The organism is Paenibacillus donghaensis (genome assembly GCF_002192415.1).
Classification (GTDB): domain Bacteria; phylum Bacillota; class Bacilli; order Paenibacillales; family Paenibacillaceae; genus Paenibacillus_AQ; species Paenibacillus_AQ donghaensis.
This window is the reverse complement of sequence record NZ_CP021780.1, coordinates 5660364-5679473: the sequence shown is the minus strand read 5'-3', so window position 1 is coordinate 5679473 and position 19110 is coordinate 5660364. Positions and strand designations below refer to the sequence as shown.

Sequence of the window (19110 nt, the reverse complement as noted above, 5' to 3'; positions counted from 1 at the left end):
AAATTTAATGTCTGAATACAGTATCGGCCGCCCCTAAAGGGGTGGCTTTTTTTGTTATGGCGAACAAGCCGATGCCAGCGGTTTTGATTAAAAAATCAAAGCTTGTTATACTAAGCGGATGTGAGATTTTACAGAAAGTGTTATTCTATTTTACGTAAGAAGACATTTGATACTATAAAAGTCTAAGAGGCGATGAGATGAAGGAAAGAAGATATTTTTCAGTCGGGAGTACGTTTTATATTGTAGCGGGGCTGCTGTGGGTCAAGCTGCTGCTGCTGCGGTATTTGTTTTTTGACAACATTGCCTGGGAATGGATCACGGCGGATATTGCGCCAGTGCTGTTCCTGATGGGTATCTTCACGCTGCTGACGCCTGTGCGGATGAGAACGGCGGTCTACTGGATCTTTAATGGACTGCTGTCGCTGCTGCTGTTTGCCGCCAGTGTGTATTTCAACCACTTTGGTTCGGTGCCTACCTATCTGGCGTTGACGGAACTAGGGCAGGTGGGCCAGGTGAAGGAAAGTGTGGAGTCAACGATTCAAAGGGTGGATTTGCTGTTCTTTGCCGATTTGGTGATTATAGGCGGCTACAGCCTGTTCCGCCGCTGGAAGCAAGGGAAACGGTCGTATGGATACCGCAGTAACCATGGCAGGTATGAGCTGTCAAGCGAGCCGTCCAAGGCACGATTCGTCCATCTTACTGTGCTGCTGGTAGCGATCATTGGCGGTTTTGCTCTGTCTGCCTATTCGGTTCAGGCCGCGCGCGACATCACCAATGAACTGGTACAGGCGGAGAGCGCCGGCTTCCTCAGCTATGAGGTGGCAGCGGCGCTGAAGGTTCAGGAAGATAACGGGCTGCATGGTACCGGAGATATCAACGATACGATTGCCCGAATAGATGCTCTGGAGCAGACCTACCCTTACAGCGATAAGACTCCAGGAGCGGCACCGGATGATTTCGGCTCATTTAAGGGTAAGAATGTCATTGTGATCCAGATGGAGGCCTTTCAGAACTTTCCACTGCACGAGTCGCTGGATGGGCAGGAGCTAACACCGGTGCTGAACAAGCTGGCGGATGAGGGATACTATTTCCCGCATGTCTATCAGCAGATCGGGCCCGGAAACACCTCGGATGCCGAATTTATAAGCAATACGTCAATTTACCCCATCGCCACGCTGGCGATGTCCACCGGTTTCGGGGACCGGAAGATTCCAAGCCTGCCAAGGCTGCTGCGTGACAAAGGGTATGAGGCCTACACTTTCCATGTGAACAATGTGGCTTTTTGGAATCGCAATGAGATGTATCCGGCACTGGGCTTTAACGGGTATTATGACAAAAAGTCATTTACCAATGACCATTTCAACTCCTTCGGTGCTTCGGATGAGCAATTGTATCGTACAGCCGTGGAGAAGCTGGCTGCGCTTAACCAGAAGGGCACTCCTTTCTATGCACAGATGGTGACAGTCTCCAGCCACCACCCGTTCAAGGTCAAGGACGAGTTTAAGAAAATCACTATCCCCGACAATCTGAAGGATACCATGCTGGGCGATTATCTGGCAGCCATCAATTATACGGATTATGCGATTGGGACCTTGATTGAGGAGCTGAAGAGCAGCGGACTGTGGGATAACACGGTGCTTGTGATGTACGGGGACCATTTCGGACTGCAGCCCAAGGATGTTCCCGAAGAACAGGTGGAGCAGGCGCTGGGTATTTCCTATGATTCGCGGGTCAGCCGCTTCAACATCCCTTTGATCATTCATGCTCCTGGTATGAAGCAGGGGATGAAGGTGGAGCGGACCGGCGGCCAACTGGACATCCTCCCTACGCTGGCCAATCTGCTTGGGGTTTCGCTTCAGGAGGAAGGATTCACTGCTTTTGGGCATGATCTGCTGAACATTGACCGCAATGTGGTCGGGATGCGTTATTATTCGCCTACAGGCTCGTTTTTTAATGATGAAATTATGTTTGTTCCCGGCAAGGATTTCCAGAATGGAGAAGCGGTATCGCTGGATAAGCTGGAGCCGGTGACAGACTTCAGCCGCTATCAGCAGGATTACGATTATATCCTGAAGCTGATGCGCTTGTCGGATGAATACGTGAAGCTGCTTCCGCAGCGGTAGGAGGAATCAATGAAAAAACTGCTGAAACCCGAGATTCTGGCAGCTGTCGCCGGATGCGGGATCATTCTCTATCTGCTCTTTATTCAGCCGTTTGTCGGAGTTGCCGACAATGGCGATTTCCTGCGCATGATGAACACGGTCGGGTTAAATTATTATGATGCCGCTGAAGCGTACGCGGACCGCTTCTTCAGCTTCAGTCATTCCAGGTTCGCTTATGATGATTTTTTCCAGGGCTTCTACCCCTCCTCGCAGATCCTGCTGGTGCTCGTTCCCAGGCTGATCGGCGGACTGTTTCATGGCAGCTATTTCGATATCCGCTTGCTGGGCACGGTGTATGCATTACTACTGCTGGTAGCCACTTGGCTGCTTGTGAAGCATAATGCCCGCGGGTCTTATGTGACCGGGCTGCTGCTGGGTGCGATGCTGCTGTTCGTTTTTTATGACATTGGATATCTCGCTTATTTCAACTCACTCTTCGGCGAGCCGGTATCACTGGTGTTCCTGCTGCTGACTTTTGCACTCGGATTAAGGCTTACAATACAGGAACATCCTACTTCGAAGGGGCTGACGCTCTTCTTCGTGGCGGTGATCTTCCTGGTCTGCTCCAAAATCCAGAACGCGCCGATCGGCATTGCCTTTGGCCTCATCTTCCTGCGTTTCTCGGTACTACAGGGGACGGGGAACTGGAGAAAACTGGCGCTGCGCTTCGCTGCCGCTATCTGCTTGATTTCAGTGCTGCTGTATGTGACGGCACCCAAGGAATTGAAGCATATCAACCTCTATCAGACGGTATTCTTCGGGATTCTGAATGAATCGCCGGATGTGTTGGGAGATCTGGAGGATTTGGGTCTGCCGGAGCGGCTGGAGGTGCTGGCGGGAACAAACTACTTCCAGACAGATACTGCGATCAAGCAGGACGATCCTTCGCTGCAGGCCGATTTCTATGACCGTGTCTCGCACAAGGATGTGCTGTTCTTCTATCTGAAGAATCCTGGCCGGCTGATCGACAATATGCAGTATGCGGCCAGCAACAGTATGGCTATCCGCCCCTACTATCTTGGAAACTATGAGCAGGGGGAGCAGAAGGCGGGTGCGTTGTCCTTCGCTTACAGCGGCTGGAGCCAGTTTAAGAACAACCATCTCCCGCACAGTCTGGGATTTCTGGCAGGGTTCTACGTGATCTATTACGCAGGGGCATTGTTCCAGTATTTCCGCAGCCGCGACAGGCGCGAAAGGGTTGCGGGAGAGCTGATGATGCTGCTGGGCCTGATTGGCCTGTTCTCCTTCCTGGTGCCGATCCTCGGCGACGGACGGGCGGATATCGGCAAACATCTGTTTATGTTCAACGTAAGCTTCGACATGATGGCTGTGGCCATGGTCGGCTGGGTGGTTTACCAGCTGTCGGCCTGGGCGGCCAACCGGAGCCGCAGATAGTTTTGCGCTGGAAGCTATAGAAAAAGGGTGTCCCAAGAGCCACGGTGGCTGTTGGGACACCCTTTTTTTGCTGTAGTGTGCTGTGCTGTGGGGGCGGGCCGCGTGGCGGGGATAATAAATTCCGCCTGAGGTGGCTGCTTAACCTTAACACAGGAATGGCATTTGCTCTTAATTATGAATAACTTATCTATACCTTTCAAATATTGCTGATGATTAGAACTATTCATAGCCTTCCTCCTAAACTTTGTGAGAAATCCCTGCAAAAGTACATCTTTTCTGGATGATAGCACCGCCGAATCTCAAATCCCTGCAAATGTACATCTTTTTTCAGGCCAAAGCGGCTTTTGGAGTAACCTGATTCTGAAATGCCTGCACATTTGCAGGTATTTTTCTTTTTAGGCAGAAATTCTGAGAAAAACCTGCACATTTGCAGGTTTTACCGCTCGGATATCCTTAACGACTGACTACTCGTACGGTGGCGTTGCGTATTCTCCTACGGACGCGCAGGGGTTTCCCAGAAGCCATGAAGTGGCTGCTTGCGGCGCTCCTCGTTTTTTGAGCAAGATGGACTGAGGGACTTGGATAACGCCCTGCGAACGGACGAACCCATCCCCTTCATGTGGCTGGCCGGGCGGCAATTGGCAACATCTTGACTTCCGTACCCTGACTGCCCACTGAAGGAGCGTTCGGGGGTTCAAACTTTTAGTTCCAGCTCCTTACACTGCTAGTCTCCCAGCAGCTCCTGCAGCATCCGCTCACGGTTGTTCATGAACGCCCGGGTAATGGTGTAATGGTCCGTCTCCTCCAAAGTCACCGGCCGGATGCCTTCGCCGTCCAACAGCCGGATATCTGCACCGGGATAGGACATCAGGATGGGAGAGTGGGTAGCGATAATGAACTGGGAATGCTGCTGCACCAGCTCATGCATCCGCGTCAGCAGCGACATTTGGCGCAGCGGAGACAGCGCGGCTTCCGGCTCGTCCAGGATGTAGAGGCCCCGTCCTCCGAAGCGGTGAATGAACGTGGCGAAGAAAGATTCTCCATGGGACTGCTCATGCAGCGATTTCCCTCCATATGAATCTTTAATCAGTGGCAGTGGCAGTGGTTGCTGCTCTTCATCCAATTGATCAATATAGCTGGCTACATTGTAATAACTCTCCGCCCGCAGGAAGAAGCCGTCCTGTGGGCGTCTTACCCCTCTGGCAATTCTAAGATGCTCATACAGCCCCGAATGGGATGCGCGGGTATTGAACGAGAAATTAAGCGTTCCCCCTTCAGGATTAAAACCCCAGGCAGCAGCAATACCCTCCAGCAATGTGGATTTGCCGCTGCCGTTCTCTCCCACCAGAAACGTTACCTGCTTCTCAAACACAAGCCGCTCCAGCGAACGCACCACAGGCAGCGCATAAGGATAAACATCGAAGGAAGACACTTGTCCGCGAAGCAGCTCGGCGTGGCGCAGGTACAGCATGGCGTTATTCATAGTTACCTCCCGATTTGTGAGTTGTTACCAGTATATCAGGTAGAGCCGAGTGGACAAATTCGGCAGAGGTTCGGGATTCCCGGGCTAAAGACAGGGGACATCAGCCAATTTCACGGGACTCCGGGGCAGATGTCCATGAGGCGGATGCTGACTCCGCATATAGTTATACTGTCTTGAGAATACGACGGGGCAGGGTGAATGCCGTGAAAGCAAAAAGAAGAAAACAGCGCCCGCGGGATTACCGCGACGGGTACTCGCAAGGGTACCGTCTGGGCACGCTTGAAGCCGTGCGGCAGCTGAATAGTCCTGGAGCAGAGGCATGCCGTCCTCTTAAGCTGATGTATGTGCCGCAAGGTTTTGAAGCGATTGATACGGGTGTGATTGAGGCGCTGCAGCAACTGGTAAGCGAGCTGGTAGTCAGCACCCCGGAGAGCATGCTGGAAACGGCCGCCAGGGAAAGGCCGGGTGCAGTGCTCGTGATGAACGGGCTGCATGTGTTCCCTGAGAATCATCTGGAGCAGATTGCCGAGATCAGGAATTTGGGGATTACCACAGCCATTTGGTTTGTCGATGATCCTTATTTTACCCAGGATACCTCGCAGATCTGCCGCTCTTATGACCATGTATTCACACATGAGCTAGGCTGTGTGGAGTTCTATCGTTCGCTGAAAGTGCTGTCCGTCCATTATCTGCCGCTGTGCGTCAATCCGTCCATGTTCCATCCGCGCCGCACGGGTCCGCAATATAACTATGATGTCGTCTTTATCGGGAATGCCTTTCACAACCGCACGAAGCTGTTTGATGAGCTGGCCCCTTTTCTCCGCACCAAAAAAGTGCTGATAGCCGGAGGCTTCTGGGAACGCCTCAGCAGCTATGATCAGCTGGAGCCATCGATTAGCCCTGGGTTTATCCCCCCGGCTGAAACGGCGAACTATTACAGCGGCGCCAAGCTGGTGATTAACATCCACCGCCCTTGGGAGACGGGTCAGGATAACCGCAACAGCTACGGTCTTCCGTCCCGCTCCATCAATCCGCGTACCTATGAGATCAGCGCCTGCGGCACGATGCAGCTTACGGATGTGCGTGATGATCTGAGGAATTTTTACCGGCCGGGATATGATCTGGAGACGTTTGGCTCGGCAGGGGAGCTGCAGGAGAAGATTGACTATTACCTGAAGCACGAGAAGGAGCGGCGGATTTACGCCTTGCGGAGTCTGCGCACCACCTTGCAGAACCATACGTTTATCGCACGCTTGCCCCAGTTACTGAATGTCCTTACGGCACGTTAAGACTTCTATCACAGGATAAAGGAGCGAATATCATGAACAATGATTTCATATTGCCTGCACCGCCGCAGCCTCTGACGCCTGCGGAGCAAGAAAAGCTGAGAGGCCGCCTTATCGGCTTCAAGGGCGGTTACGATGAAGGGTATCTGCGCGGAAGGCTGGCTATTCTCGATGGGCGTGCGGAGGAGGTTCTTCCGGTGCGCAACATTCATGTGATGTATGTGGCATCAGGCAAAGGATATCCCTATTCTCCGCTGGATGATGCTGTGCTCGCCGCCCTGCAGAAATTGACCATCCAGGTCACGGTGACGGATGTGCGGCAGAACTTGATCGAGCTGATAGCCGCGCAGCGTCCCGATCTGGTGCTGGTGCTTGATGGCATGGATCTGCCGCTGGAGCAGATTAACATTCTGCGTGGAGCGGGCATCAAGACGGCAATCTGGCTCACTGACGACCCTTATTACACAGACTTCACTGCTAAAGTCGTCAATTATTACGATTACGTATTCACACTTGAACGCAATTGTGTGGAGTTCTACCAGGAGCTTGGCTGCACCGATGTACATTACCTGCCTTTTGCCGCTCACCGGGAGCACTACCGCCCAACCACAACCCGCTCGCCGATCACCCGTGATGTCAGCTTCATCGGCTCCGCTTACTGGAACCGGGTCAATTTCTTCCGTGAGGTGCTGCCGGAGCTGATGACCTACAATAGCGTAATCAACGGCATTTGGTGGGATCGACTGCCCGAAGCGGCGCTGTATGGTGAGCGGATTGAAGTAGGCAAATGGATGTCGCCTCAGGAAACTGCGTCCGCGTACAGCGGCTCCAAAATCGTCATCAACCTGCACCGCTCCCACATCGATGAGGTCGCCAACAATAATACGCTGTCGATTCCGGCGGTGTCGCCTAACCCCCGCACGTTTGAGATCGCGGCCAGCGGTACGCTGCAGCTCTGTGATGCGAGAGACGATATGGGCAACTTCTACAAGCCAGGCAAGGAGATCGAAACGTTTGACAGCCCCCGCGAGATGATGGATAAGATCCATTATTACCTCAACCATGAGGAGGAGCGCCGGGCTATTGCGCTGGCGGCCTATGAACGGACGCTGAAAGATCATACCTACAACAAGCGTATCGACCAGCTGCTGACAGTGATTTACGGCCCTGCCTGATCGATCTGTGCGGCTGACAGGGGACTGCTGCCGCTGCCTAATATATTGAAGTACCGTTCACGCTAGACCTAAGCAGTTACACACTTTTAGGAGGTGAATGGCCGCGGCCCTTGCAGGGAGCGCCAAAACGCCATGGCCGACAAAGCTACAATCGTACTCTTTTCCCATGTGTCCAACACCCGCAGCATTACGGGAGCGGAGAAGCTGCTGTTATTCTTCAGCCGGGAGCTGTCCGTTTACTTCCATTGTATTCTGGTCGCGCCGGAAGACGGCAAGCTGACCCGGCTGGCCCGCAGCTCCGGGCTTCAGGTAGAACTGATGCCGATCCCGCTGGTGTATGGAATGTACACTCCTTATGGGGGGCTCGAGGCGGATATTGGCAAACTCAAGGAGAGCCGGGAATACCGCGCTCTAAGCGGCTGGCTCGCCGCCCTGCGTCCGGCCTTCATCATCACGAGTACCTGTGTGCATGCCCTGCCGGCACTGGCCGCCAAGCAGCTGAATATTCCGGTCATCTGGAAGATATCGGAGACAATGACGGTTAACGAATACACACCACTCAGCGCAGGCGTGATTGACCGGAACAGCGACGAGATCCTGGCGATTTCTCATACGGTAGCCTCCTGTTTCCCGGAAGACATCCGCCAAGCCAAGGTTACGCAGCTGCCGCCTTCCTGGAATGAGCAGGATCTGATGCAGGACGCCTGGAGCAAGCTGCGCGGAGAACGGCGGCGCGAGCTGCGGGTTCGCCCGGAGGAGCCGCTGATCGGTTATATCTCTTCCTTCATTAATAAGGAGAAGGGATTGGAGCATTTTGTGAAGATGGCGGTGCTGGTGTCTGCTAAGCATCCCCGTGCCAAATATGTAGTGATCGGGACAGCGGGGGACAAAAGCTACTATGACCGCTGTATCCGTAAGGTGAAGCTGGAAGGGCTGCATGCCCATTTCAAATTCGTCGGCTACGAAGACTGCCTGCCCTCTGCTTATTGTGCGATGGATCTGCTGGTTGTACCGAGCCTGATCCGCGAGGGGTTTGGCATGACTGCGCTGGAGGGGATCAGCTTCGGCAAGCCGGTAGTCGCCTATGACTCCGGCGGCCTGAGAGAGATTCTGCATGCTGCGGGCAGCATGCAGAATCTGGTCCCGGCGGAGGATATCCCCGCGCTGGCGGCGCGCACCTCCGCTCTGCTGGCCGAGCCGGGGCTGGCTGAGGCCGAAGCGGCATCAGCGCGCCTGCGCATCAGCGCGCTCTACGGCCCGGGCGCTTACCGCGCCCGGCTGCAAGGGCTGGCGGAGTCGTGGAGCCTCCGCTACTGCACCCCGCCGCCGGTTCAGACCACCGGCGGCCTGCAAGACCCGCCCGCCGCCGCACCGGCGGGCGAGGACCCTGCGCCGGCTGCGCCCCGCAGCAGCCGGGCATCCCGCCGCGCGGCCCTGCGGCGCGGCAAGCTCCGGCGCGGGCGGCTGCGCCACGCCAGCGCCAAGGCCCGGAGGCGGCGGCGCACGCGTCCGGTGGGAGCACGCCGCGCGGCTCTGCGGCGTAGGCGTCGTCGGCGGCTGCGCAGCAGAGCCGCCGGCAAGCGGCGCGGGGCAAGGCGCCGCGCCAAGAGCCGCAAGTCGGGCTAAGCCATGTGCCCGCCCCGGCGGGACTACTCATCAACCAACAGAGCAGGGGAGTGAACTATGAAGATTATGACGATTCTGGGCACTCGGCCCGAAATCATCCGCCTCAGCGTTATCCTTCCGCTACTTGACGAGCATGCAGACAGCCATGTGCTTGTGCATACAGGACAGAACTTTACCGCGAGTCTCAGCGGGATCTTTTTTGCCGAGCTGGGACTTCGGACGCCGGACTATGTGCTGCAGGATAAGCAGGCTGGTCTCGGCGGCCAGCTGGCAACGATGTTCGGCAGTCTGGAGAGCATCCTGCTGACAGAGCAGCCAGACCGGATTCTGCTGCTGGGCGATACCAACAGTGCGCTCTGCGCGCTGCTGGCCGAACGGATGGGGATTCCGGTAGTGCACATGGAAGCGGGCAACCGCTGCTACGATCTGAAAGTGCCGGAGGAGAAAAACCGCCGTGTCATAGATGCCGTATCCACCATTAATATGCCTTATACGCAGCAGAGCAAACGACATCTGCTCAGCGAAGGATTTCCAAGCAACCGCATTGTGCTGACCGGCAATCCGATTCATGAAGTGATGACCCGCTACTCGCCGCAGATCCATGCCAGCGATATTCTGGAGCGGCTGAAGCTGAAGCCGGGACAGTATTTTCTGGTTACCGCCCACCGCGCGGAGAACGTGGATGATCCGCCCGCGCTGGAACAGATCATGAATGGGCTAAATGCGGTGGCTGAGCAATTTGGCCTGCGGCTGATCTGCAGCATCCATCCCCGTACCCGCTCCAGGCTGACCGGACAGCCGATGCACCCGCTGGTGGAATTTCATGAGCCGTTTGGATTTTTTGATTTTGTCCATCTGGAGCAGCATGCCTTATGCGCGATTACCGACAGTGGAACCGTGCAGGAGGAGTGCTGCCTCACAGGAGTGCCAACCGTAACTATCCGCCGCACCACTGAACGTCCGGAGACGGTCGACTGCGGCAGCAATGTAGTATCCGGTGTGGATGCAGCACAGATTCTGCGCTGTGCGAAGCTGATGACGGCGTTCAGTCGGCAATGGGAGGCACCGGAGGGTTATTTGACCCCGGATGTCTCAAGCAAGGTAGTCAAATTTCTGCTTGGAGGGAACCTGAATGTTCTATAATAAACGGATCATGGTCACCGGTGGCACCGGTTCCTGGGGGCATGAGCTTATCAGACAGTTGCTTCCGCAGAATCCCGAGGAAATTATTATCTTCTCCCGCAGCGAGTCGGCTCAGGTAGCAATGAGCCGCGAGTTTGAGGATGGCCGCTTGAGCTTCATTATCGGCGATATCCGTGACAAGGATGCGCTTGTGGCGGCTTGCCGGGGCGTGGATTACATCTTCCATCTCGCTGCACTGAAGCATGTTCCCGTCTGCGAAGAACAGCCCTATGAAGCGCTGAAGACCAATGTGGTTGGCACACAGAATGTGATTGAGGCTGCGGTGGCCAATAATGTGGAGAAGGCAATCTATATCTCTACAGACAAGGCTGCTAATCCGTCCAATTTCTACGGAATGACTAAGGCTATTGGCGAGAAGCTGTTTGTCTATGCCAATCTGCTGGGATCGAACACCCGTTTCGTGACCGTACGCGGCGGCAATGTGTTGGGAACTAACGGCAGTGTGGTGCATCTGTTCATGAAACAGATTAAAGACAAAAGCCAGGTACGCATCACCGATATGAATATGACACGCTTCTTCTTCACACTGCGCGACGCCATTACCCTGCTGTTCAAAGCCTCCGAGATCAGCCTGGGCGGCGAAATCTTCGTGATGACCATGCCCACCTGCCGGATTGTTGATCTGGCCGAGGTGCTGATCGAAGCCTCCGGCAAGCCGGATGTCAGCATTGTGGAAGCGGGTATCCGTCCCGGAGAGAAGATTCATGAGATTCTGATGAGCGACTTCGAGAGCCTGACAACCGTTGTCTATGACGAGCAATATCTGGTGATTCTGCCGACGCTGGATATGCCGGAGCTGAAGGCCCATTACAGCTCTTATCCGCAGGTATCATTCAACAGCTTCAGCTCCGAGGACAATCTGATGAACCAGCATGAGATCAAGGATATTCTCATCCGGGGAGGCTTCCTGCAATGAAGCTGCTAATTCTTGGCGGCAATGGTATGGCCGGGCATCTGCTGGCGGATTATTTCCGCCGACAGGGCCATCACGTCTTCCATACAACCCGGGACAGGAGCGATCTCGGCGGACTGTACGTGGATGCCGACGATATTGCCGGAGTGGAGAAGCTGGTCGATATCGTCTCTCCCCATTGTCTGATCAATGCCATGGGCGTGCTGAACCAATTCGCGGAAATGGATAAAATAGCAGCCTATCATGTCAACGGCTTCCTGCCTCACCGCCTGCAGCGGGCGGCGGATGCCGCAGGCGCACGGCTGATTCACATCAGCACCGACTGCGTGTTCGACGGAACACGCGGCGGTTATACGGAGGAAGATAAGCCGGACGGCACTTCAGTGTATGCCGTTTCCAAAAGTCTCGGCGAGGTACGCGCTCCCGGACACCTGACGATCCGCACCTCCATCATCGGCCCCGAGATCCGGGCCGGAGGCATAGGGCTAATGAACTGGTTCCTGAACCAGAGTGGTGACGTGCCGGGCTACCGCCGGGTCATGTGGAACGGAGTAACTACGCTGGAGCTGGCCAAGGTAGTCGATTCCCTGCTGGAATCGCCGCTGAGCGGCCTGATCCATCTCGCGCACCCGGCCCCGGTCAGCAAATATGAGCTGCTGCAGCTTATACAGGACGCTTTTGGCAAGACGGATACCCGGATTGTGCCGGATGACAGACCTGTGCAGGATCGTACACTTGTGAACACCAGGGCCGATGTGGACATCCGGCTGCCTGCCTATTCAGTAATGCTGGCAGAGCTTGCGGACTGGATGAGCACAGCGGAGCTGTCCCGATGAAAGGGTGCAGGCTGTTGATTACCGGAGCGGGCGGATTCACCGGGCGGCATGCAGTGGATTATTTCCGGGAAGCAGGCGCTGAAGTGACGGCTGTTGTACGCAGGCCGCTGTCACCTGCTCAGGGAGGAGCACCGCCCTTGTTTCCTGCCAATGTACAGACTTATATATGTGATCTGAGCGACCGTCAGGCGGTGGCGCGAATGATCGGGGAGACGGTACCTGAAGCCGTGCTGCATCTGGCCGGAACCAACTCTGTGCCTGAATCCTGGCGGGAACCTCTGCTCTACATGGAAACCAATGTGATGGCTACCCTGTATTTGCTTGAAGCCATGAGGCATGTGCCGGGAAGCCGGGTGCTGGTGGCCGGCTCACGCCTCAAATTCAAACCAGGGTCGGAAGAAGGTCCTCCCCATCCCTACAGTCTGAGCAAAACCATAGAAGAGCTGGTATCCCTGGCCTGGGGCACCTTGTTCAAGCAGCCCGTGCTGCTGGCGGAGCCGTGCAATCTGATTGGCCCCGGGCCATCCACGGGTTTCTGCTCCTTGCTGGCGCGGCATATTGTCAACGCTGAAATGGCAACGGCTGCACAATCGCCGGATGCGGGCGATTCCACTGTTTCTGCGCCGTTCAAGGTGTCTTCCCGCTATGTACAGCGCGATTTCCTGGATGTGCGCGATGCGGTCCGCGCTTATGACTATATTCTCCGCAAGGGAGAAGAAGGCCGGATCTATCGGATCGACTCCGGGCAGACGCGGCAGCTGGGAGAGATCGTCGGGCAACTGCTCAGCCAGGCAACTGCTCCGGTTCCGGTAGAGTGGGGAGCGGAGCAGGAGGCGGCAGCAGCACCGTCTGTGCCTACTGCCTCCGGTCCTCCCGCCGCCGCTGCAGAGGCTGCAGCTGATGACGATCATGCTGCCGTTCTGGGCTGGAAGCCACAGATCCCGCTGGAACAATCGCTTACGGATATTCTGGACTACTGCCGGTCCGAACAGGAAGGAGACATACGATGAACCCGAAAGTGACAGTCGTCATTCCTTTTTACAATTGTCCCTATATTGAAAAGGCGCTGCAGAGTGCGTTCTCCCAATCTTGGAAGCCTTATGAGATCATCGTTGTCGATGATGGTTCCACAGTCCACACAGACCGGATTACGCCCTACCTGCCGCGGATTCATTATCTGGGCAAAAGCAACGGCGGAACTGCCTCAGCCCTGAACTATGGCATTCGGTACTCCACCGGCGATTATATCGTCTGGCTCAGCTCCGATGATTTGTTCTACCGTGACAAAATCAACAATCAGGTTTCGTTTATGGAGGAGAATCGGTTGTTGATCTCTTATACCAATTTCAACACTATCAACGGGCTGTCGCAGCTTGTGCAGTTGAATGCTTCACCTGTTTTTGCCAGCCAGCTGGATTATCTGCGCTGTTTTCTGCAAGGCAATCCCATTAATGGCTGTACGGTGATGTTCAAAAGAGAGGTGTTTGGGGCCATCGGGCTATTTGATGAATCGCTGCCGTACACCCATGATTATGACCTGTGGTTCCGGGCGGTTCTGAACGGCTATGCACCGGTGATGCTGAATCAGTCGCTTACCGCTTACCGCACTCATGAGGGGATGGGGACCCTTAAGCATTATGACGAAATTATGGCGGAATCGGCTGCAATCCGTACACGCTACAGTGGCATGCTTCATGGACTAATCTCCTCTATGGGCGGATAGCGCAGTGCAGCTGTATCCCAGCAGGCCAGCGATGAAGGCAAAGGGATTCACACGCAATCTGCTTGTGCTGTCACGCTGGCAGCAGGAGATCATCCGGCTTAACCATGGAATCAAAGGCAAGATCGTGCCTATCGGCGTAGGCGAGGAGTTTCGCAATCAGAACATCCGTGATCCGGAAGGCCAAGGGCCTGTGATCTCGGCCATTCTGCGGAAGCCGGAGGGGGGATTCACCGGGCACCGGGAGCAGAATTATCTGCTGAAGCAGCAGCTTAATCTGGTGAAGGAGGCCCATCCTGAGGTGCACATTCGTCTGATTGTCCCTCCGGCAGAATATGCCGACTCCGTCTGCAGTCGTTGATGGCCGATGTGCGTTATGAGCTGCGTACCCCTGCAGATGATACAGATGGCATACTACAAAAACGCTCATTCCACCTTACGTGGCCTGAGCGTTTTTGCGCAAATATAAGAATGTAAGGTTTCACGCCCTTAGAAGATCGAAAAAGAGTTCATCATCGCCCGGAAGGATTGGGCATACTGTTCCGAACCAAAGCGGGACACCATGAGCGCCCTCCCTTGCTGGCAGATCAGATTGCGCAGCGGCATGTTATCCATCAGCTCCAGCGCTTGCTGCACGGCAGCTTCGGGATTGCCAAGTGGATAGAACTTCCCGGATACATCATGCACAATAAAGGAGCGGACGCCGTCGGAATCGGTGCTGAGTACCGGACAAGTGCAGCAGACCGCTTCCGCTACCGCATAACCGAACCCCTCGGTAATGGAGGTCGACAGCAGGAATCCGCCCGAGGCGGCAATGGAAGAATAAAAGCCAGGCATCAGGGCATTGGGAATATTGGTGAACACATTTAGGCGGTCGGCAAGGCCGGAAGCCTCCAGCTCATATTCAAATTCAAGAGTTTGCCCTTCTGCAGCCAGAAGTGGATCATGAAACATCCACAGGTGCAAATCCGGTTTGCTGCAGCGCAGAAGCTTGACGACCTGCAGGTATTCCCGCCAGTTTTTATTGACCTCCAGCCTCCCTATCCAGGCAATGACCGGATCAGGGGGAGTTTCAACCTGAACGGGCTGGAAGGTCTCAACATCCACGATATTGGGAATGACATAACGGTTCAGCCAGGGGGACGCACGCAGGAACAGCTCCAGCAAATGATCGGTAGGCGGAATCAGGACAGCATTGCAATAAGAGTGAAGGAAAGGCAGGGCTTCTAAGACCAGCCGCTCGGCATCGGAACGGGTTCCAAGCCCTTGTGCTTCATAAATGATGATTCCGTTATATCCAAGCCGCCGCAGTCTTTCCGTCAGCAGAAAATCTGAGGTAACAACAATCGCGTCATAATGCTGGGTGTGCAGCAATTCCGTAAGCTCATCATCCCGGGAGCGGATAAATACGGGGACCGTTGTCATGTTACGGCTGGCTGTATCTGCAAGATACAGCACATGACTTTCGATACCACTACGCTGCAGACTTTCGCACCGCAGCTTGTTCAAGGTTTCCACCCCTCCGCTGGGCAGGTAGAACGTAAATAGAACCTTCATGATTACCCCTCCTGACCGATAGCCACATAAACGGACAATGGTCGTAATCCATCTGCTGCTGTTTATAAGATACGCGAATGGACGCCCGGTGGTGACGCCAAAAGAAATGCTCTGCCAAATCCTTTCAGCATAGTTTGCTTCCCGTCAGGCCATCCTAACGATTGTACACTGCACATATTACAATTATAGAGATGGAGGATGATTTCATGTTGCGGTCCAGAATCGGTATGACAGTCTCAGCCGCGCTACTTCTTGGCGCAGTAAGCATAACAGGGTGCGGAGTCAACCAGAACGCAGGGAAGACAGGGGTTCAGCCGAACAGTGTCCGGGGGGCGGGGGATGGGAAGATCGGCATTAACTCCACCCGTGGAGATAAGGATATGAACAAGATGGAGATGAGCCGGGATCTCGCCGACCGGATAGCCGCCATGGCTGAGGTTCGCAGCGCCAATGTCATGCTGATGGGCAAAAGCGCCTATGTTGCGGTGATACTGGAGGATGCGGCGGGAGGAATTCATGCCAAGAGCAATATGCCGGGGGCCTTGGGCAGCAACACCCGAGCAATGAACGAAGGCCGCAGCTCTACAATGGATGGGGCGGATATGGGCAGAGGCATGAATGATATGAGTACAGACATGGGCAGAATAAAGACCGGCATGAGCCGTGATATGGGCAATATGAACAACAACATGGACAACAACAATATGAATATGAACATGAACAGCGATGAGGCCATTACGATGAAAATGAAGGAAAAGATCTCTGCAGAGGTCAAGAAATATGCCCCGCAGATTAATGCAGTGTATGTTTCAGCAAACCCAGATTTCGTGGAACGGATGAATGTCTATGGCGAAGAGGCGAGGGCAGGACATCCGCTCAAAGGCTTCGCGAATGAATTCCGTACCATGGTTGAACGGATCTTCCCGATGCGCAGCGACAACCGCTAAACTTGCTGCACATGAATTATGGGCTAGGATTCCTGGGTGCGGCAGAGTTATGCGCTAATGCTTGTTAACAACGGAACGACAAAAGCAGCAGTCCGCCGATCGGGACTGCTGCTTTTCTGTTTCTAACTTATTTGTTCGTTACTACTTAGGTCCCTCTGAGGATTAGAATGCTACACTAGAGATTTCAGAGAAATTAGATGCAAAAGTGCATTTAATTTCAGCTGGAATTCCTGTTATTGGGCAAATAAGTGCGAATCTGCAACTATTTTCGAGTAAAATGATAGTTTAAGGCTCAGAATCCGAAATTAGATGCGAGTTCGCACTTATTTGCTCTAAAACAGAAAAAATCATCTAATTAGATGCAGATTCGCAACTAATTCCGTGGATTGGACTTATGTGGCGATCAGACTTTGATGCTCCTATCCTATTGGGTCCTAAGTAGTAACCGTTATCGCAACTAAATTAAAATGAACCCATAAGGCTTGGTCAATGTCGGCTTTATCCGCTGTCATTGTGGTTGCCAGCATCGTTGTCGTTCCCTGTGAGCTATGGAAGGCCGTGATTACATCCAGCGCCTTGGCATCACTATACATGAAGTCATGGCCGGCTCCGCCGTGAACATGGACATCAATGAATCCGGGAATCAGCAGATCATCAGTCTCGTAATCGCCTGCCGGCCAATGGCTGTAACGCTCCGGCAAGAAGCCCGCTTCGCCAGCGTAGTGAATCTGTTCATCGGATACGGCAACAACGCCTTCTGTAATCAGGCCGCGGGGGGTGAGCACCCGGCCAAAGAGCAGTTCTCCGGTTTCGTTCGTGCGCTCAGGGTTAAGTGTATTTATTTCAGCCATTTGCCTGCTCCTTCATCGACCAGCACAATAACGTTCGGATGGCTCAGCAGCAGTGAGGCCGGACATTGTGTTGTAATCGGACCTTCCACGGCATTGCGGACCGCCTCTGCCTTCTCTTCACCCCGAACCAGCAGCAGAATCTGCCGCGCCTTCAGAATGCCGCCGATGCCCATCGTCACAGCCTGCCGGGGAACATCCTCCACCTTGTCAAAAAAACGCGCATTGGCCTCCAATGTCTCCTCCAGCAGATCTACCACATGGGTGCCGCTGCTGAGGCTGGCATCCGGCTCATTAAAGCCGATGTGGCCGTTGCTGCCAATGCCCAGAATCTGCAGGTCTACGGGACCATTCTCTTCCAGCATCCGGTCATAGGCCAGACATTCTGCAGCCAGATCTGCTGCATTGCCTCGAGATCCAGGAGCGAGGTCGTGTCGCGGATGGAAGCCAGATGGTTCGCCTGCATAGCCTCTACTATCACCGAGAGCGGATTACCGGCCACGATATCCTGGTAGGACGAGCTTCCGTCCTGGGGCGCAGCATCGCTATGGGCATTTTCCGCGGCCAGCTTCAGCTTGAAATCAGGGAAGCCGCGGAATGCAGCACCTTGCAGAAGCGAGTGATCGTTGCCGTACTAATCCCGCACTGCTCCGCCAGCTCTGTGATGCCCATATGCACAATTTCTCCGGGTGAGGCTAATATGCGTTCGGCCAGCTTGCGTTCCAGTTGGGACAGCTTAGCCTGTTCATGCTCAAGTACATGAAGAATGGGTAATGGTGTTGACATGAGACTGCTCCTTTTTTAAATTTGGTAATTTTTTTTATATTTATTATCAATAATTAGAAAATTATTTTCATAATCAGCATAAAATAAATCCCGCCTGAATGCAAGGGGGATCATTCTAATAGTTACATTAAAACGGAGTTGTTTAGACAATGGATGCCCGGCTACACGCTGGAACGTTCGATTAACCGGTACTCCAGCTTGTGATGCACCGGTTCCGTTTCTTCGCCTTGAATCTGACGCAGCAAGAGGCGAAAAGCGGTAGCCCCCATCTCATACAGCTGGTTATCAATCGTCGTCAGACCCAGCAGCCGTCCGATCGGCTGGTTGTCGAAGCCGATTACCGCCAAGTCCTCGGGGATGCGCAGCCGCAGCTTCCGGGCTTCCAGCATCAGTCCGGCTGCGACATGATCCCCGGCGATCAGCAAGGCGCTGGGCCGGCTGTTCAGCGCCAGCAGGCGGTGCAGCTCGGCGGCGCCGTCTTCTTCGGTCCGGCAGCCGAAGGAGATCCACTCCTCATGGACCGGCCAGCCTTGCACTTGGAGGAAGTCACGGTAGGCCGTTTGCCGGATCAGGCTGCTGCTGCCCTGCTGCCTGCCCTCGCAATAGCCGATGGCCGTATGTCCCTTGGCCGCCAGATAATCCAGCCCCTCGCGGAATGCCGCATAATGCTCCACATATACCGAAGAGAACTGCCGCGGGCCATTGTCCTGGCAAGTGAGTATGGGACCGTAACCTGTAAACTCTTCAATAACTTCCGGCTTCAGCGCGGAGGACACGATAACCACGCCGTCGATTTCCTTGTTGCGCAGCATCTCCAGCACATGAAGCTCCTCTTCCGGCTCGTAATTGGTCTGGCAGAGCACCAGCCGGTATTGCGCCAGCAGTGCTTCATGAGCCAGGCCTTCCATAATAAGCGAGAAATAAAATAAGTTAATAAAAGGCAGCACAACCGCAACCACCCGAGTGCGGCCTGTGATGAGATGGACGGCATTCATATTGCGGCTATAGTTTAACTGCTCAATGGTTTGCAGAACGGCGGCCCGTTTATCCGGGCTGACGTAAGGGTGATTGTTGAGCACGCGTGATACGGTTGTAACCGATACACCGGCGATCCGGGCAATTTCTTTAATATTGGCCATATATACAGCAGCCTCCCTGCGTGTCGAATAATAG

18 protein-coding genes and 1 pseudogene are annotated in these 19110 nt (G+C 54.4%); 12 read left to right on the top strand and 7 right to left on the bottom strand.

All coding sequences use genetic code 11. From position 1 onward, the window contains the following. Positions 1–197: 197 nt before the first annotated feature. Both B9T62_RS25740 and wsfD read left to right on the top strand, forming a co-directional pair. Entirely contained in the window at positions 198–2123 is a 1926-nt protein-coding gene (locus B9T62_RS25740; RefSeq protein WP_087917890.1) for an LTA synthase family protein, read from the top strand. 9 nt (positions 2124–2132) lie between these two features. After that, a complete protein-coding gene (wsfD, locus tag B9T62_RS25735) occupies positions 2133–3557 on the top strand; it encodes a glycan biosynthesis hexose transferase WsfD (RefSeq protein WP_087917889.1) in 1425 nt (474 codons plus the stop codon). A gap of 724 nt (positions 3558–4281) precedes the next feature. Here the strand turns inward: wsfD and B9T62_RS25725 are convergent. Beyond that, positions 4282–5040, bottom strand: a complete 759-nt coding sequence (locus tag B9T62_RS25725) for an AAA family ATPase (RefSeq protein WP_087917887.1) — start codon at positions 5038–5040, stop codon at positions 4282–4284. A 203-nt stretch (positions 5041–5243) separates the two neighbouring features. Between B9T62_RS25725 and B9T62_RS25720 the strand changes: the two genes are divergently transcribed. The 9 genes from B9T62_RS25720 (at position 5244) to B9T62_RS25680 (ending at position 14160) form a co-directional block, all read left to right on the top strand. Beyond that, the gene (locus B9T62_RS25720; protein ID WP_087917886.1) at positions 5244–6329 is read left to right on the top strand and encodes a CgeB family protein; all 1086 of its coding nucleotides are present in this window, start codon (positions 5244–5246) and stop codon (positions 6327–6329) included. Positions 6330–6361: 32 nt separating this feature from the next. Continuing rightward, positions 6362–7501 carry a CgeB family protein gene (locus tag B9T62_RS25715; protein ID WP_087917885.1) on the top strand — a complete coding sequence of 380 codons (1140 nt, stop codon included), beginning with the start codon at positions 6362–6364 and terminating at the stop codon, positions 7499–7501. A 132-nt stretch (positions 7502–7633) separates the two neighbouring features. Further along, the gene (locus B9T62_RS25710) at positions 7634–9127 is read left to right on the top strand and encodes a glycosyltransferase (protein WP_087917884.1); all 1494 of its coding nucleotides are present in this window, start codon (positions 7634–7636) and stop codon (positions 9125–9127) included. Positions 9128–9184: 57 nt separating this feature from the next. Further along, the gene (gene wecB, locus B9T62_RS25705; RefSeq protein ID WP_087917883.1) at positions 9185–10270 is read left to right on the top strand and encodes a non-hydrolyzing UDP-N-acetylglucosamine 2-epimerase; all 1086 of its coding nucleotides are present in this window, start codon (positions 9185–9187) and stop codon (positions 10268–10270) included. Beyond that, on the top strand, positions 10260–11246 hold the full coding sequence (locus B9T62_RS25700; RefSeq protein ID WP_087917882.1) for a polysaccharide biosynthesis protein: 987 nt from the start codon (positions 10260–10262) through the stop codon (positions 11244–11246). Before wecB ends, B9T62_RS25700 begins: the two co-directional genes overlap by 11 nt. After that, on the top strand, positions 11243–12079 hold the full coding sequence (locus B9T62_RS25695) for a dTDP-4-dehydrorhamnose reductase family protein (RefSeq protein WP_087917881.1): 837 nt from the start codon (positions 11243–11245) through the stop codon (positions 12077–12079). The genes B9T62_RS25700 and B9T62_RS25695 overlap by 4 nt, the downstream gene beginning before the upstream one ends. Next, positions 12076–13089 (top strand): NAD-dependent epimerase/dehydratase family protein, encoded by a 1014-nt coding sequence (locus tag B9T62_RS25690; protein WP_087917880.1) that lies wholly within the window; start codon positions 12076–12078, stop codon positions 13087–13089. The genes B9T62_RS25695 and B9T62_RS25690 overlap by 4 nt, the downstream gene beginning before the upstream one ends. Next, positions 13086–13802 carry a glycosyltransferase family 2 protein gene (locus tag B9T62_RS25685; protein ID WP_087917879.1) on the top strand — a complete coding sequence of 239 codons (717 nt, stop codon included), beginning with the start codon at positions 13086–13088 and terminating at the stop codon, positions 13800–13802. Before B9T62_RS25690 ends, B9T62_RS25685 begins: the two co-directional genes overlap by 4 nt. Before the next feature lie 31 nt (positions 13803–13833). Then, a complete protein-coding gene (locus B9T62_RS25680) occupies positions 13834–14160 on the top strand; it encodes a hypothetical protein (protein WP_087917878.1) in 327 nt (108 codons plus the stop codon). A gap of 128 nt (positions 14161–14288) precedes the next feature. Here B9T62_RS25680 and B9T62_RS25675 read toward each other — a convergent pair whose 3' ends face one another. Next, positions 14289–15356 (bottom strand): glycosyltransferase family 4 protein, encoded by a 1068-nt coding sequence (locus B9T62_RS25675; RefSeq protein WP_087917877.1) that lies wholly within the window; start codon positions 15354–15356, stop codon positions 14289–14291. Between the two features lie 206 nt (positions 15357–15562). On the opposite strand from B9T62_RS25675, the gene B9T62_RS25670 reads away from it, so the two are divergent. Next, a complete protein-coding gene (locus B9T62_RS25670; RefSeq protein ID WP_157794011.1) occupies positions 15563–16303 on the top strand; it encodes a YhcN/YlaJ family sporulation lipoprotein in 741 nt (246 codons plus the stop codon). A gap of 434 nt (positions 16304–16737) precedes the next feature. On the opposite strand, the gene B9T62_RS25665 is transcribed toward B9T62_RS25670, so the two are convergent. The 5 genes and pseudogenes from B9T62_RS25665 to B9T62_RS25650 all read right to left on the bottom strand — a co-directional run bounded on the left by B9T62_RS25665 (position 16738) and on the right by B9T62_RS25650 (position 19076). Then, the gene (locus B9T62_RS25665) at positions 16738–17154 is read right to left on the bottom strand and encodes a hypothetical protein (RefSeq protein ID WP_245864061.1); all 417 of its coding nucleotides are present in this window, start codon (positions 17152–17154) and stop codon (positions 16738–16740) included. Then, positions 17142–17561, bottom strand: a pseudogene (locus tag B9T62_RS25660) (glucosamine-6-phosphate deaminase); the annotation flags it as partial. The pseudogene B9T62_RS25660 and the gene B9T62_RS25665, both read right to left, overlap by 13 nt. Further along, positions 17492–17653: a hypothetical protein gene (locus B9T62_RS41530; RefSeq protein ID WP_342746096.1), complete on the bottom strand. Its 162-nt coding sequence runs from the start codon at positions 17651–17653 to the stop codon at positions 17492–17494. The pseudogene B9T62_RS25660 and the gene B9T62_RS41530, both read right to left, overlap by 70 nt. A 68-nt stretch (positions 17654–17721) precedes the next feature. Further along, positions 17722–17937 (bottom strand): MurR/RpiR family transcriptional regulator, encoded by a 216-nt coding sequence (locus tag B9T62_RS41525; RefSeq protein WP_342746095.1) that lies wholly within the window; start codon positions 17935–17937, stop codon positions 17722–17724. 161 nt (positions 17938–18098) lie between these two features. Then, positions 18099–19076 carry a LacI family DNA-binding transcriptional regulator gene (locus B9T62_RS25650; protein WP_087917875.1) on the bottom strand — a complete coding sequence of 326 codons (978 nt, stop codon included), beginning with the start codon at positions 19074–19076 and terminating at the stop codon, positions 18099–18101. Positions 19077–19110 lie beyond the last annotated feature (34 nt).

Coding starts and splice junctions, on each gene's coding strand:
- B9T62_RS25740 (WP_087917890.1), top strand. CDS start 198: ATGAAGGAAAGAAGATATTTTTCAGTCGGGAGTACGTTTTATATTGTA.
- wsfD (WP_087917889.1), top strand. CDS start 2,133: ATGAAAAAACTGCTGAAACCCGAGATTCTGGCAGCTGTCGCCGGATGC.
- B9T62_RS25725 (WP_087917887.1), bottom strand. CDS start 5,040: ATGAATAACGCCATGCTGTACCTGCGCCACGCCGAGCTGCTTCGCGGA.
- B9T62_RS25715 (WP_087917885.1), top strand. CDS start 6,362: ATGAACAATGATTTCATATTGCCTGCACCGCCGCAGCCTCTGACGCCT.
- B9T62_RS25710 (WP_087917884.1), top strand. CDS start 7,634: ATGGCCGACAAAGCTACAATCGTACTCTTTTCCCATGTGTCCAACACC.
- wecB (WP_087917883.1), top strand. CDS start 9,185: ATGAAGATTATGACGATTCTGGGCACTCGGCCCGAAATCATCCGCCTC.
- B9T62_RS25700 (WP_087917882.1), top strand. CDS start 10,260: ATGTTCTATAATAAACGGATCATGGTCACCGGTGGCACCGGTTCCTGG.
- B9T62_RS25695 (WP_087917881.1), top strand. CDS start 11,243: ATGAAGCTGCTAATTCTTGGCGGCAATGGTATGGCCGGGCATCTGCTG.
- B9T62_RS25690 (WP_087917880.1), top strand. CDS start 12,076: ATGAAAGGGTGCAGGCTGTTGATTACCGGAGCGGGCGGATTCACCGGG.
- B9T62_RS25685 (WP_087917879.1), top strand. CDS start 13,086: ATGAACCCGAAAGTGACAGTCGTCATTCCTTTTTACAATTGTCCCTAT.
- B9T62_RS25680 (WP_087917878.1), top strand. CDS start 13,834: ATGAAGGCAAAGGGATTCACACGCAATCTGCTTGTGCTGTCACGCTGG.
- B9T62_RS25675 (WP_087917877.1), bottom strand. CDS start 15,356: ATGAAGGTTCTATTTACGTTCTACCTGCCCAGCGGAGGGGTGGAAACC.
- B9T62_RS25670 (WP_157794011.1), top strand. CDS start 15,563: ATGTTGCGGTCCAGAATCGGTATGACAGTCTCAGCCGCGCTACTTCTT.
- B9T62_RS25665 (WP_245864061.1), bottom strand. CDS start 17,154: ATGGCTGAAATAAATACACTTAACCCTGAGCGCACGAACGAAACCGGA.
- B9T62_RS41525 (WP_342746095.1), bottom strand. CDS start 17,937: ATGTCAACACCATTACCCATTCTTCATGTACTTGAGCATGAACAGGCT.
- B9T62_RS25650 (WP_087917875.1), bottom strand. CDS start 19,076: ATGGCCAATATTAAAGAAATTGCCCGGATCGCCGGTGTATCGGTTACA.